We start from the raw sequence: 13,577 nt of genomic DNA on the forward strand, positions 1-13,577 counted from the left end.
CCATGAAACGACAACCGTTGATATTGGGCGCCGTGCTCTCGGCCCTGCTGTGTGGTGCACCGGGGGCCGGGGCGCAAACGATCGAGCGCACGACGCCGCTCGGCGTCGATGCGGATGGCGTGGGCGGCTTCAACGCTTTTTTTGGCGACACCTTCACGGCGGGCGAAAGCGGTCGCAGCTTCACGAACGTGTTCACCTTCAGCGTCGCCGGCATCCCGTTTGACGCCGCCGCCTCCGTCACCTCGTCCTTTCTCGATTCGCCCTTCACCAAGGATCTTCTGATCACGGGCCTCTCCCTGTACCGTTTCGATCCGGCCACGATGGCCGTCATCGGGAATGCGGTTTCCGGCATCGACCTCACCGGTTTCGGCACCGATCCCGTCGATTCGTGGTCGGTGACGGCATTCAACCTGCCGATCGGATCGTACGCGGTGCGCGTCGATGGTCGGGTGGTGGGCGTCGCAGGGGGCAGCTTCGGGGGCGACCTGGCTGTCTCGCCGGTACCGGAAGCATCGTCCTGGGCGATGTTGCTGGCGGGGCTTGCAGGCGGGGCATTGACATGGCGCCGCCGCCTTGCGGTCGGGCAGCCCATAAAAAATCGCCCTGCGCGAAATCCCGGAGGGCGATCCAGATAAGGCTGGCGCGGGCGAAACGGTCAGCGTGTCCCGGCTCAGCGGGAGCGGCGATACAGGCGGAAACGCTCGTCGCGGTCCGAGGCGCGCCGGCCTTCCCACAGCAGCGTGGCGCCGCCGGTGCGCCAGGTGCGGCTCAGGTCGCGGCTCTGTTCGATGTCATCGCGCGTCTTGACGCTGTCCTGCAGCAGCACGTAATCGCACTGGCCGCCCTCGACCCCGACGAAGGGCAGGCGGCCGTAGTAGGCGAACGAAGCGCGCTGCGATGCGCCGACATTCGTCTCGATGCAGTTGGCGTTCGGCGGCAGCTTGGCGGCGATCGCCTGGGCCACGCCGGCGTAGCTCCTTCTGTAGTTGAGGTCCGGCAGGAACAGCGTCATCAGGAGCACCCACAGCAGGATCAGGCCGCCCGAGGACAGCACCACCGCGCGCCACAGCACGGTGCGCTGGCGCGATACCCGCCAGCGCACCAGCCAGATCCAGCCGATCGAGGCCGCAGCCGCCACCGTAAAACTGATGATGCCGAATTCCGGCGTGAAGCCCGGCACCAGTTTCAGCGCGTTGTGCGACAGCTTGGCCGGCCAGCCGGTCAGCTTGGCAATCCAGAACAGCCAGACCAGGGCCGCCAGGGTGGTCAGTGCCATCACCGAGAACCAGTCGATGGCGTTGATCGCGCCGCGCTTCATGGTCGGCAGGCCGAACGCGGCCATGAGGGCCAGCGGCGGCAGGAGTTTGAGCAGGTCGCCGTTTTCCGGCGTCGGGTCGCACAGGATCAGGGCGGTGAGCGCGCCCACGAAGGTCAGGGGCAGCACGATGTGCAGCATGTGCTGCTGGCGGCGCCAGGCCCAGATCGCCCAGCCGGCGAACGGCCAGGCCGGCCAGAAGAACCAGACGCCGATGCGGAAGAATTCCCGGATCGAGGTCCAGCCGGGCAGGGCCAGTTGGCGGGCGTTCCAGTCGATCCAGGCCGATACCGGCGATTGCCCATAGGGCTGCACCAGGGTGGCCGGCAGGATCCAGACCAGGGTGAGAAGCAGCGCGGCGACGGCCGCAAGCAGCATGTGCGGCAGTGCGGCGCGCGCCGGGATACTGAAGAAGCGGGTGCACACGAACAGTGCCAGCAGCAGGGCGAGCGGCGACAGCGGCCCGCGGGTGAGCGTCAGCGCGCCGAGCGACAGGCCCACCAGGGCGGCATTGCGCAGGCTGGCCGTTTCGATGTAGCGCACCGCGCGATACAGGAAATAGGCCAGCAGCGAACCCTGCAGGGTGACGGCGAGGGTCTCGTGGCTGTACAGCAGCAGGCCAAGCGAGCCGAGGTAGACCAGGACCGCCGTGTCGGCCAGGGTGCGGCCATAGTCGTCCGGTTCCGGCTGGCCGCCGAAGGCCAGGCGCAGCGGCTGGGCTTCGGGGCGGCGCCCAAGGTGGAAGGCGGTGTACCAGAGCGACATGCCGCCGGCGACGAACATGCCGATGTTCGACACGCGCGCGGCCAGCACGTCGCCCAGCAGCCAGCCAAAGAGCTTGATGCACAGCGCGCCCAGCCAGAAGACCAGCGGTCCCTCATCGAGCGCGGGCAGGCCGGCGACGTTCGGATACAGCCAGTCGTCGATGCCGCCGCGGGACATGGTCCACATGATGCCGAAGCTGTCGGCATCGTCCTTCCACGGATCGCGGCCGATCAGCCCCGGCAGGATGTACAGCAGGCCCAGTGCGAACAGGGCCCAGCGCGGCAGGGCGAGCGTGGCGGAGGCGGGAAGGCGGACTGGTTTCATCGATAAGTCTGATGTCTGGAATTAATGTCGCGCTAGTATAGCTGGTGAGTATAAAGGCGAAAAAAAAGAAGCCGGGAACCGGCTTCTTCTTTGAGATCCCTGCGGGCTCGTTCGAACCCGCAACAGGCTTCGTACAGCGTGGCTTAGCCGTTGGCGACCGAGGTCTTCGAACCAACTGCGCCAAATTTCTGGCGGAACTTCTCGACGCGGCCGGCGGTGTCGACGATCTTGTGCTTGCCGGTGTAGAACGGGTGCGATTCAGCCGACACCTCGATCTTGATCAGCGGGTAGTCCTTGCCTTCGAAGTTGATCGTCTCGCGGGTGGCGATGGTCGAACGGGTGATGAATTTGAAGTCGCACGACATGTCGTGGAAGACGACTTCGCGGTATTCTGGATGGATTTCGTTTTTCATGGTTCTGCCTTGGTATGTTTGGTAGCCAAACGGCACTTCGTCGGTCGCCTTGCTTCTTGACCCGATTGCCGATCACTTGCCGGGGTTGAGGTACTGCTGAACCCACGATTATAAGACGGCTGGAGCGGCGTGGCAACCTTGACGGGATGCGCACGCAAGGTCGGAGTGGCCGGTGGAATAAAAAGGGCGGCCTAAGCCGCCCTCCGTTGATGCTTGAACGGTATTAACCGCCGCGGCGCATCATGTCGAAGAACTCGATATTGGTCTTCGTCGCACGCATCTTGTCGAGGATGAACTCCATCGCTTCGATCTCGTCCATCGAGTACAGGAGCTTGCGCAGGATCCAGATCTTTTGCAGCTGGTCCGGCTTGATCAGCAGTTCTTCGCGGCGGGTACCCGACTTGTTCAGGTTGATCGCCGGGTAGACGCGCTTCTCGGCCAGGCGGCGTTCGAGGTGCACTTCCATGTTGCCGGTGCCCTTGAATTCTTCGTAGATGACGTCGTCCATGCGCGAGCCGGTTTCGATCAGGGCAGTCGCGACGATGGTCAGCGAGCCGCCTTCTTCGACGTTACGGGCGGCGCCGAAGAAACGCTTCGGACGCTGCAGCGCGTTGGCGTCGACACCACCGGTCAGCACCTTGCCCGAGGCCGGGATCACGGTGTTGTAGGCGCGCGCCAGGCGGGTGATCGAGTCCAGCAGGATCACGACGTCCTTTTTCATTTCGACCAGGCGCTTGGCCTTTTCCAGCACCATCTCGGCAACCTGCACGTGGCGGGTGGCCGGTTCGTCGAAGGTCGAGGCAACGACTTCGCCGCGCACCGAACGCTGCATTTCCGTCACTTCTTCCGGACGCTCGTCGATCAGCAGGACGATCAGCGTCACGTCGGGGTGGTTCGAGGTGATCGCGTGGGCGATGTGCTGCAGCATGACCGATTTGCCCGACTTCGGCGAAGCGACCAGCAGGCCGCGCTGGCCCTTGCCGATCGGCGAGATCAGGTCGACGATGCGGCCGGTGATGTTCTCGGCGCCGTTCATGTCGCGCTCGAGGCGCAGCGGCTCGTTCGGGTGCAGCGGCGTCAGGTTTTCAAACAGGATGCGGTGCTTCGAGGCTTCCGGCGATTCGCCGTTGACCTTGTCCACCTTTACCAAGGCAAAGTAACGTTCGCCATCTTTCGGCGTACGTACTTCGCCTTCGATCGAATCACCCGTATGCAGGTTGAAGCGGCGGATCTGCGACGGCGAGATGTAGATGTCGTCGGTCGATGCCATGTAGCTGGCGTCAGGCGAGCGCAGGAAGCCGAAGCCGTCCGGCAGCACCTCGAGGGCGCCGTCGCCGAAGATCTGTTCGCCGGATTTGGCGCGCTTCTTCAGGATCGCGAACATCAGTTCCTGCTTGCGCAGGCGCGCTGCGTTGTCGATATCGAGGCCGATGGCCATCTCCAGCAGCGCGGAGACGTGCATTGCCTTCAGTTCAGATAAGTGCATGTTGTGTGGGTGTCCCGTGACGGGAAGGTAAAGGTAGGGGAGGGAACGACGTGGGTTAGTTAAACTGCGTCAGGCTGGGAAGCGGTCGGAACCGACCAGATCCCCGTCCCGACAATGGCGGCAGTGCGGGCGCGCTGCCGCCGCTATGCGTTTAGATGTTGCTGTCGATGAAAGCAGTCAGCTGGCCCTTGGCCAACGCGCCGACTTTTTGTGCTGCAACGGCGCCGTCCTTGAACAGGATCAGGGTCGGGATGCCGCGGATACCGAACTGGGCCGGCACGGCCTGGTTGGCATCGACGTCCATCTTGGCGATCGTGATCTTGCCGTTGTAATCCTTGGCCACTTCTTCCAGGATCGGGGCGATCATCTTGCACGGACCGCACCACTCGGCCCAGAAGTCGACCAGTACCGGCAGCTCGGACTTGAGCACGTCGGTTTCGAAAGAAGCATCGCTGATGTGTTTAATGTTTTCGCTCATTTTTTCCTCAAAGAAGAGGTAAGGATCAAGGTACGCCTGGGGACTCACGCCGATCCTGCCGGCAGCTCGTCCGGCTTCCTGTTACTGATAAAACTGGCTGCAACGCAATGGTGGAGACAAAGCGCGCGAACTCAATATTTGGAAGGGCGTCCAGAGGACGTCAGGCGGGGGATTTAGGCCGAATAATACCTTATTTTCCCAAAAAGTGTTCGGACGTTTGTACAAAATCTCAACATGTCACGGCGCTGCGCAATTGGTCGAGCGCAATCGGTTTACGGAAGATGCCAGCCACCCGCAAACCCAGCACCCGGGCCAGTTCGCCGGCCGCGTCGCGCACACCGGAATCCATGCCGGACAATACGATCACGACGCCACCAAAGCCGCGTTCGGCTGCTGCCTGCAGGAATTCGATGCCGTCCATCTCGGGCAGGGCCAGGTCGCAGATCAGCATGTCAGGACTCGCTTCGGCCAGCGTCGACAGCGCATGGCGGGTGTTCGCTTCGGTATAGATGTCGCGCACGCCGATTTGTTCCAGCATGTCTTTCAGCATCTCCAGCATGAAATGGTCGTCGTCGAGCACAAGCACGCGCGGCGGCTGGTGCGGGCGTGCAACGGCGAGCTCATTCATACAGTTGGTTCCGGCTAAAAATCGACTGGGAAGGAATTATGGGCGAGAACCGGCATGCGTGGCACATGCTGTTCAAAATATTCTGCGCCGCGTCTCCTTCAGCCCACGCTGCCGGTCAATTGAATGAGATGGCCAGGGTGCCACATCGTCACCACCGAGGCGACGCGTCCCTGCGACGTCGTTGTGCGATTCAGTACGAGGCAGGCGGCGTGCGCGTCGATGCCGAGCATGTCGGCGATGTCGCGCGGCGCAACCAGCGCCTCGATACTGTAGGTGGCGCCCTGCAGCGGGGCCACCGCCATCAGGTGCTCGTTCGGCGTCATGCTGCCGAAATCCTGCTGCAGGTAGTCCGGCGCGCAGGCCGGGTTGACCCAGCGGTCCTCGAGCTGGATCGGCAGCTCGTTCTCGAAGTGGACGATCACGGAATGGAACAGTGGCGCGCCTGCTTCAAGCGCGAACTGCGGCGCCAGCGCTTCGGAGGCCGGCGCTTCCTCGAGCAGGCGCAGGCGGCTGGCGTGGCGGTGGCCGCGCGCGCGCACTTCTTCGGCGATGTTGCGGATCTCGACCAGGGTGGCCTGGTACTTGCGCGGCGCGACATAGGTGCCCGAGCCCTGGCGACGGGTCAGCACCTGTTCGGCGGTCAGCTCGCGCACGGCGCGGTTGACGGTCATGCGCGAGACGCCGAACTGGCGCACCAGCGCCTGCTCCGACGGCACGAGGTCGCCTTCTTTCCAGCGTCCGGATGCGATCTCGCCAACCAGATAATCCTTGATGCGCTGGAAAATGGGGGTGCTCGCTTGCTCGCTGTGTTCGTCCAAACTGCTCTCCGACAAGGGCGATAATGATGACCGCCGCATTGATGACCTATTGATGACTACTGAGGTCCGATTCTAGCATCGCCCATTCGAAAGCAAGGATTGGAGTGTTGATGCCCGCGGCCTGTGTCAGGATGATCGCATTGCTCCCCCATTCGCTCACTGCCATGAAGATCGAGACCATTCGCCACCCCTATGCCAGCGACGAGGCACGCTGGGCCGCCGTGCAGCGCCGCGACGCGCAAGCCGACGGCGTTTTTTACTATTCCGTACGCAGTACCGGCGTCTATTGCCGGCCCAGCTGCGGTGCGCGGGCGGCCTTGCGCAGCAATGTCGTTTTCCATGCCACCTGCATGGATGCCGAGGCAGCCGGCTTTCGCGCCTGCCTGCGCTGCAAACCGGACCAGCCGCCTTTGGCCGAGCGCCAGGCGCAGGCCGTGGCCGAGGCCTGCCGCCTGATCGACGCCGTGGAAGAGACGCCCGACTTCGATGCCATTGCGCGCGCGGTCGGCATGAGCCGCTTTCATTTTCAGCGCGTGTTCAAGGCCCATGCCGGGGTCACGCCGAAAGCCTGGGCGGCGGCGCGCCGGGCCGAGCGCGTGCGCGAGGCGCTGGGGCAGGGCACGCAGGTCACCGAGTCGCTGTATACCGCCGGCTTTAATTCAAGCTCACGCTTTTATGCCGACGCCGGCCAGATGCTCGGGATGGCGCCGGCGCGCTACAAGGACGGCGGCGCGGGCGAGGCGATCCGCTTTGCCGTCGGCGCCTGCTCGCTCGGCGCAATCCTGGTCGCGGCCACCGAACGCGGCATCTGCGCGATCCTGATGGGCGACGATCCGGAACACTTGGTGCGCGACCTGCAGGATCGCTTCCCGAAGGCCCAGTTGATCGGCGCCGATGGCGAGTTCGAGCAGATGGTGGCGCTGGTCGTGGGCTTCGTCGAGGCGCCGCGCATCGGGCTCGACTTGCCGCTGGACGTGCGCGGCACTGCCTTCCAGCAGCGGGTGTGGACAGCGCTGCGCGCGATTCCGGCCGGGGAAACGGTCAGCTACACCGAGCTGGCGCGGCGTATCGGTTCGCCCGCCGTGGTGCGCGCGGTGGCCGGCGCCTGCGCGGCCAATCCGGTGGCGGTGGCGATTCCCTGTCACCGGGTGGTGAGGAATGATGGCGGCTTGTCGGGGTATCGGTGGGGGATCGAGCGCAAGCAGACCTTGATTGCGCGCGAGAAGGCGTAGGGTGGACGGGTCCTCCCGCTTCGCGTGATGCGGGCATTTAGCCCACATCACTCCACGCGTTCAACGTCCCGCCACTTCCTTCGCCAGCGTCTCTGCCAGCCGCTTGCGCCCCGCCTCCGCATACTTGCGGCAGGCGTCGCGGTCGATGAAGGCCGCGCTGCCGAGTGCTTTCTGCTTCGCCTGGCGCTAGAGCAAGCCGGTGGCGTCCGGGTGCGCGCTTACCAGGATGTCGCAGGGCAGGGCGGCGACCAGCGCGATCGAGCGCTCGACGTCAAGCTTCGCCTGCGGATAGAGCGCGTTGCCGCTGTAGCGGAAATTCGGCCCGGCGACCGCGGTCAGGCTGTCCGCATACACCAGGTTCAGCGTTTTGCCATTCTCGCTTGCCTGCCAGGTCCAGCTGATGCCGTCCTGCGCGTGGCCTGGCGTGAAATGCGCCTTGATTGCCAGCGGCCCCACGGTAACAAGCTCGCCATCGCGCACAGTCTTGACCTTTGCCACCGGCGTCATCTTCGGCGGGTTGTTGCCGAACTGCGGGTCCCCCTTGTCTGCCACGCCGGTTTCGATCACGGGTTTCGCGGCCGGGCTGGTCAGCACCGTGGCGCCGCTCAGGCGCTGCAGTTCGGCGATGCCGCCTGCATGGTCGTGATGCTCGTGCGAGGTCAGGATGTATTTGATGTCCTCTGGCTTGAAGCCGAGCTGGCGGATCCCGGCGGCGATCTGCGCCGGGGTCTTCGGGCGGGCGCCGTCGATGAGGATGTGCCCGGCAGGCGAGGTGACCAGCACCGCGCTCAGGCCGTGGGTGCTGACGTAATAGCTGCTGCCGTAGAGGAGGAAGGGTTCCTGCTTCCCTTCCCAGTCGGCGGCGTGGGCGGCGAGCGGAGCGGACAGGACGGAAAGGCAGGACAGGACGGCGGCGATTCGTTTCACGGGATTCCCATTGGTGGAGTGATCGATAGTGACACGCCGGGACGATAACGAAAAAAGCGCTAAGGAAATACAGCCGGCAGTGTCAAAGCCGCAAGGACTTCGCTACACTCATGTTTTGTTTTATTCACGGAGAGTCCATGCAGCCCACCCTCAAGCAGTGTTCCGCGTTCATCCTTGCCGCCTTCGCTTTATCGAGCGCCCAGGCTAATACGGTGATCGTCAACGCCAACGGATACACGCTCAACACGAAGGGTGACCTGGTGCAGTTCAACGCGCTCGCCTTTGACGACAAGGGCAGGATCCTCGCTGTCGGCAGCGCCGCCGAGGTGACGGCCAGGGTGCCGGGGTCGCGCCGTGTCGACATGAAGGGCAGGACCGTGCTGCCGGGCCTGATCGACGCCCACGGCCACGTGTTCGGCCTGGGCCAGATGCTGACCCAGCTCGACCTGTCGCAGGCCACCTCGCTGGACGGCGCCTTGAAATCGATCGGCGACTATGCGCACGCCAACCGGAAGCAGGCCTGGCTGCGCGGCCGCGGCTGGAACCAGGAAAACTGGAAGCTGGGCCGCTTCCCGACCGCCGCCGACCTCGACCCCATCGTGGCTGACCGCCCGGTCTGGTTCGAGCGTGTCGATGGCCACGCGGGCTGGGCCAACAGCCGCGCGCTGGCGGCCGCCGGCATCACCGACAAAACCCCGGACCCGGCCGGCGGCAAGATCATGCGCGACGCGAACGGCAAGGCTACCGGCGTGCTGGTCGACGCCGCGCAGGAACTCGTCACCAGGATCATGCCGGCACAGACCGAGGCGGAAGGCCGCGTCGTGCTCGACCGCTCGCTGCAGGAGATGGCGCGCGTGGGCATCACCAGCGCCCATGACGCCGGCCTGGGCGTGGCCGAGGACCGCCTGTTCCGCACCTATGCCGACCAGGGCAAGCTGACCGCGCGCATCTACGGCATGATCGGCGGCACCGATGCCGACTTCGACGCACTGTCGAAAAACGGCCCGCTCAAGACCTACGGCAACGACATGTACGCGCTGCGGGCAGTCAAACTGTATTCGGACGGCGCGCTGGGCAGCCGCGGTGCGGCCTTGATCAAGCCCTACAGCGACGAGTCGCATTCGCACGGCCTGCTGTTCTTTAACGCGGCGCAAATGAACGCGAAGATGAAAAAGGCAATGGCGCGCGGCTACCAGGTCAACGTGCACGCGATCGGCGACGCCGGCAACAAACAGATCCTCGACATCTATAAAAAGGAACTGGCTGCCACGAAGAGCGCAGCCCAGCGCCACCGCATCGAGCACGCCCAGGTGGTGACGCCAAGCGACATCGCGCGTTTCCAGACGCTCGGCATCATCCCGTCGATGCAGCCCACCCACGCCACCTCCGACAAGAACATGGCGGAAAGCCGCGTCGGCGCCGAGCGCATCAAAGGGGCCTACGCCTGGCGCAGCTTCCTGCACCAGGGTTCGCGCATTGCCTGTGGTTCGGACTTCCCGGTCGAGTCGCCGAATCCGTTCTTCGGAATCCACGCGGCCGTCACGCGCCAGGACGCTTCCGGCCAGCCGGTCGCCGGCTGGTATCCGAACCAGGCGATGTCCCTGAAAGAGGCCTTCCGCTGCTTCACGCTCGACGCGGCCTATGCCGGCCACGCCGAAAACAACCTGGGCTCGCTGGAACCGGGCAAGTGGGCCGACTTCATCGTCATCGACCAGGACCTGTTCAAGATGCCGACCTACGACATCCACAAGACCGGCGTGCTGCAGACCTGGGTGGCGGGCAAGCCGGTGTACGAAAAACGGTAAAAACCCTGACGATATGGATTGACGAGGTTGTATAGACAAGTCTAGACTCTGGAAATGCCGGGCGAACGGCCAGCCTGTTCGCCCTTCTCAACGCCAGGAGCTGCCATGACCCAAGAATCGTCCAACGTTGTCGACCCGCGCTTCGATCCAACGCGCACCATCCGCGCCGCGCGCGGTACCGAGCTGACCTGCAAGAGCTGGCTGACCGAAGCCGCCTACCGCATGTTGCAGAACAACCTCGATGCCGAAGTGGCCGAAGACCCGCAGCGCCTGGTGGTCTATGGCGGCATCGGCCGCGCCGCGCGCAACTGGGAATGCTTCGACCAGATCCTGGCCTCGCTGCGCGAGCTGGAAGACGACCAGACCCTATTGATCCAGTCCGGCAAACCGGTCGGCGTGTTCCAGACCCACGAAAACGCTCCGCGCGTGCTGCTGGCGAACTCGAACCTGGTGCCGAAATGGGCCAACTGGGAGCATTTCAACGAGCTCGATCGCAAGGGCCTGTTCATGTACGGCCAGATGACGGCCGGCAGCTGGATTTATATCGGCACCCAGGGCATCGTCCAGGGCACTTACGAAACTTTCGCCGAAGCCGGCCGCCAGCATTTCAATGGCGACTGGGGCGGGCGCTGGATCCTCACCGCGGGCCTGGGCGGCATGGGCGGCGCCCAACCGCTGGCCGCCACCTTTGCCGGCGCCGTGTCGCTCAACATCGAATGCCAGCAAAGCAGCATCGATTTCCGCCTGCGCACGCGCTACCTCGACAAGCAGGCGAAGGGCATCGACGATGCGCTTGCCCTGATCAAGGAACACACGGGCAAGCGTGAAGCGGTGTCGATTGGCCTGTTGGGCAATGCGGCCGACCTGCTGCCCGAGCTGGTGCGCCGCGCCCGCGCCGGCGGCCTGGTGCCCGACCTGGTCACCGACCAGACCTCGGCCCACGACCTGATCCACGGCTACCTGCCGCAGGGCTGGACGGTGGAAGAGTGGAAGGCGGCGCAGGCCGACCCGGGCCAGCATGCGCGCCTCAAAGCAGCGGCTGCCGCTTCCTGCGCCGTGCACGTGCGCGCCATCCTCGACTTCAAGGCGCTGGGTTCGCACGCGGTCGACTACGGCAACAACATCCGCCAGGTGGCGCTCGATGAGGGCGTCGAGAACGCCTTCGATTTCCCGGGCTTCGTGCCGGCCTACATCCGCCCCCAGTTCTGCGAAGGGCGCGGGCCGTTCCGCTGGGTGGCGCTGTCAGGGGACCCGGAAGACATCTATAAAACCGACGCCAAGATCAAGGAGCTGTTCCCGCAGCACGCGCAGGTGCACCGCTGGCTCGACATGGCGCGCGAACGGATCGCCTTCCAGGGCCTGCCGGCGCGCATCTGCTGGCTGGGCCTCGGCGAGCGCCACCTGGCCGGCCTGGCCTTCAACGAGATGGTGAGAACCGGCGAACTGAAGGCGCCGATCGTCATCGGCCGCGACCATCTGGACACCGGCTCGGTCGCCAGCCCGAACCGCGAAACCGAGAGCATGCGCGACGGCACCGACGCCGTGTCGGACTGGCCGCTCCTGAATGCCATGCTCAATACCGCCGGCGGCGCCACCTGGGTCTCGCTGCACCATGGCGGCGGGGTCGGCATGGGTTACTCGCAGCATTCCGGCGTCGTCATCGTTGCCGACGGCACCGACGCGGCCGCCAAGCGCCTGGCGCGCGTGCTGGTGAACGACAGCGGCTCGGGCGTCATGCGCCATGCCGACGCCGGCTACGAGTCCGCCATCGCCTGCGCCAAGCGCACGGGCCTGAACCTCCCGATGATCAAATAAACACGGCCAAGACATGAAAAACGAATCGCACCGCTGGACCCTGCAACCCGGCGCCCTGACGCTGGCCGACCTGCGCGCCGCCTGGGCCGCCCACTTCCCGATCGCCTTGTCGCCCGAGGCGGCAGCGCCGATCGCCGCATCGGCCGCGCTGGTAAAAACCATCGTCGACAAGGGCGACCCGGCCTATGGCATCAACACCGGCTTCGGCATCCTCGCCAAGGCCCATATCCCGAACGACCAGCTCGAACAATTGCAGCGCAACCTGATCCTGTCGCACGCGGTCGGCACCGGCGAGCTGATTTCGGATGCGGTCGTGCGGCTGATCCTGCTCACCAAAATCGGCAGCCTGGCGCGCGGTTATTCGGGCGTGCGCCCGGTCATCATCGACACCCTGATCGCGCTGTACAACGCGGGCGTCATGCCGGCCATTCCCGTGCAGGGATCGGTGGGTGCGTCGGGCGACCTGGCGCCGCTGGCGCACATGACGCTGGCGATGATCGGCGTCGGCCCGGTGCGGTACAAGGGACAGGTCATGGATGCCGCCGAGGCGCTGGCCGCTGCCGGCATCGAACCGGTGACGCTGGCCGCGAAAGAGGGCCTGGCGCTGATCAACGGCACGCAGGTGTCGACCGCGCTGGCGCTTCACGGCCTGTTCATGGCCGAGCGCCTGGTGGAAGCGGCGATGGTGACCGGCGCCCTGTCCGTGGACGCCGCGCGCGGCAGCGACGCGCCCTTTGATGCGCGCATCCACGCGGTGCGCGGCCAGCCGGGCCAGATCGCGGCCGCCGCCATCTACCGCGAACTGGTGGCGGGCAGCGCGATCCGCGCCTCGCACCTGGTCGGCGACGAGCGCGTGCAGGACCCGTACAGCCTGCGCTGCCAGCCGCAGGTGATGGGCGCGGTGATGGACCTGGTGGCCAACGCCAGCCGCACGCTGCTGATCGAGGCGAATGCCGTGACCGACAACCCTTTATTGTTCCCCGACGATGGCGCGATCGTCTCGGGCGGTAACTTCCATGCCGAGCCGGTCGCCTTTGCGGCCGACACGCTGGCGCTGGCGATTGCCGAAATCGGCGCGCTGTCCGAACGCCGGATCGCGCTGCTGATCGACGCCAACCTGTCGGGCCTGCCCGCCTTCCTGGTGCGCGAGCCGGGGCTGAATTCCGGCTTCATGATCGCCCACGTGACGGCCGCCGCGCTGGCTTCGGAAAACAAGTCGCTCGCCCATCCGGCCAGCGTCGACAGCCTGCCGACCTCGGCCAACCAGGAAGACCATGTAAGCATGGCCACCTTCGCGGCGCGCCGTCTCGACCAGATGGCGCACAATACGTCGGTTATTGTCGGGATCGAGCTGCTGGCGGCCGCGCAGGGGGTCGAGTTCCACCGGCCCCTGGCGAGTTCGGAACACCTGGAGCACGTGCATGCGCAGTTGCGCGCGCGCGTGGCGGCCTTCGATGCGGACCGCTTCTTCGCACCGGACATCGAGGCGGCGCGGCTGATGGTGGTCAAAGGCGAGCTGTCAGCATCGTGCAAGGAGTTGTTCGCAGTATTGCACCCATAACTCAACCCAA

At 65.2% G+C, this 13,577-nt stretch carries 12 protein-coding genes; 5 read left to right on the plus strand and 7 right to left on the minus strand.

Annotated features, from left to right (window positions below):
• Positions 1-2 precede the first annotated feature (2 nt).
• Positions 3-635: an FxDxF family PEP-CTERM protein gene (locus ACFPN5_RS14790; RefSeq protein WP_379784517.1), complete on the plus strand. Its 633-nt coding sequence runs from the start codon at positions 3-5 to the stop codon at positions 633-635.
• Between the two features lie 35 nt (positions 636-670).
• Here ACFPN5_RS14790 and ACFPN5_RS14795 read toward each other — a convergent pair whose 3' ends face one another.
• From ACFPN5_RS14795 to hutC, 6 genes are all read right to left on the minus strand, one after another.
• Complete coding sequence (locus ACFPN5_RS14795; protein ID WP_379784518.1) at positions 671-2,404, minus strand: ArnT family glycosyltransferase; 1,734 nt, start codon at positions 2,402-2,404, stop codon at positions 671-673.
• Positions 2,405-2,547: 143 nt separating this feature from the next.
• Positions 2,548-2,817, minus strand: coding sequence for a type B 50S ribosomal protein L31 (locus ACFPN5_RS14800; protein ID WP_379784519.1), 270 nt, complete (start codon positions 2,815-2,817; stop codon positions 2,548-2,550).
• 223 nt (positions 2,818-3,040) lie between these two features.
• A complete protein-coding gene (gene rho / locus ACFPN5_RS14805; protein ID WP_192056178.1) occupies positions 3,041-4,303 on the minus strand; it encodes a transcription termination factor Rho in 1,263 nt (420 codons plus the stop codon).
• Positions 4,304-4,454: 151 nt separating this feature from the next.
• Positions 4,455-4,781 carry a thioredoxin TrxA gene (trxA, locus tag ACFPN5_RS14810; RefSeq protein WP_379784520.1) on the minus strand — a complete coding sequence of 109 codons (327 nt, stop codon included), beginning with the start codon at positions 4,779-4,781 and terminating at the stop codon, positions 4,455-4,457.
• A 229-nt stretch (positions 4,782-5,010) separates the two neighbouring features.
• Positions 5,011-5,409, minus strand: a complete 399-nt coding sequence (locus tag ACFPN5_RS14815) for a response regulator (RefSeq protein WP_379784521.1) — start codon at positions 5,407-5,409, stop codon at positions 5,011-5,013.
• A gap of 98 nt (positions 5,410-5,507) precedes the next feature.
• The gene (gene hutC, locus ACFPN5_RS14820; RefSeq protein ID WP_379784522.1) at positions 5,508-6,227 is read right to left on the minus strand and encodes a histidine utilization repressor; all 720 of its coding nucleotides are present in this window, start codon (positions 6,225-6,227) and stop codon (positions 5,508-5,510) included.
• 164 nt (positions 6,228-6,391) lie between these two features.
• On the opposite strand from hutC, the gene ada reads away from it, so the two are divergent.
• Positions 6,392-7,459, plus strand: a complete 1,068-nt coding sequence (gene ada, locus ACFPN5_RS14825) for a bifunctional DNA-binding transcriptional regulator/O6-methylguanine-DNA methyltransferase Ada (protein WP_379785722.1) — start codon at positions 6,392-6,394, stop codon at positions 7,457-7,459.
• A 186-nt stretch (positions 7,460-7,645) separates the two neighbouring features.
• Here ada and bla read toward each other — a convergent pair whose 3' ends face one another.
• Positions 7,646-8,386: a subclass B3 metallo-beta-lactamase gene (gene bla, locus ACFPN5_RS14830; RefSeq protein ID WP_379784523.1), complete on the minus strand. Its 741-nt coding sequence runs from the start codon at positions 8,384-8,386 to the stop codon at positions 7,646-7,648.
• Between the two features lie 137 nt (positions 8,387-8,523).
• Between bla and ACFPN5_RS14835 the strand changes: the two genes are divergently transcribed.
• The 3 genes from ACFPN5_RS14835 (at position 8,524) to hutH (ending at position 13,567) form a co-directional block, all read left to right on the plus strand.
• Positions 8,524-10,191, plus strand: a complete 1,668-nt coding sequence (locus tag ACFPN5_RS14835; RefSeq protein WP_379784524.1) for an amidohydrolase — start codon at positions 8,524-8,526, stop codon at positions 10,189-10,191.
• 105 nt (positions 10,192-10,296) lie between these two features.
• Positions 10,297-12,006: a urocanate hydratase gene (gene hutU, locus ACFPN5_RS14840; RefSeq protein ID WP_379784525.1), complete on the plus strand. Its 1,710-nt coding sequence runs from the start codon at positions 10,297-10,299 to the stop codon at positions 12,004-12,006.
• A 13-nt stretch (positions 12,007-12,019) separates the two neighbouring features.
• Complete coding sequence (gene hutH, locus ACFPN5_RS14845) at positions 12,020-13,567, plus strand: histidine ammonia-lyase (protein ID WP_379784526.1); 1,548 nt, start codon at positions 12,020-12,022, stop codon at positions 13,565-13,567.
• The last annotated feature ends 10 nt before the right edge of the window (positions 13,568-13,577 follow it).

The sequence above is a fragment of the Massilia niabensis genome (assembly GCF_042655085.1).
Lineage (GTDB): Bacteria > Pseudomonadota > Gammaproteobacteria > Burkholderiales > Burkholderiaceae_D > Telluria > Telluria niabensis.

Bases quoted from the DNA above. Each gene is read 5' to 3' on its own strand.
- ACFPN5_RS14790 (WP_379784517.1), top strand. From the start codon at position 3: ATGAAACGACAACCGTTGATATTGGGCGCCGTGCTCTCGGCCCTGCTG.
- ACFPN5_RS14795 (WP_379784518.1), bottom strand. From the start codon at position 2,404: ATGAAACCAGTCCGCCTTCCCGCCTCCGCCACGCTCGCCCTGCCGCGC.
- ACFPN5_RS14800 (WP_379784519.1), bottom strand. From the start codon at position 2,817: ATGAAAAACGAAATCCATCCAGAATACCGCGAAGTCGTCTTCCACGAC.
- rho (WP_192056178.1), bottom strand. From the start codon at position 4,303: ATGCACTTATCTGAACTGAAGGCAATGCACGTCTCCGCGCTGCTGGAG.
- trxA (WP_379784520.1), bottom strand. From the start codon at position 4,781: ATGAGCGAAAACATTAAACACATCAGCGATGCTTCTTTCGAAACCGAC.
- ACFPN5_RS14815 (WP_379784521.1), bottom strand. From the start codon at position 5,409: ATGAATGAGCTCGCCGTTGCACGCCCGCACCAGCCGCCGCGCGTGCTT.
- ada (WP_379785722.1), top strand. From the start codon at position 6,392: ATGAAGATCGAGACCATTCGCCACCCCTATGCCAGCGACGAGGCACGC.
- ACFPN5_RS14835 (WP_379784524.1), top strand. From the start codon at position 8,524: ATGCAGCCCACCCTCAAGCAGTGTTCCGCGTTCATCCTTGCCGCCTTC.
- hutU (WP_379784525.1), top strand. From the start codon at position 10,297: ATGACCCAAGAATCGTCCAACGTTGTCGACCCGCGCTTCGATCCAACG.
- hutH (WP_379784526.1), top strand. From the start codon at position 12,020: ATGAAAAACGAATCGCACCGCTGGACCCTGCAACCCGGCGCCCTGACG.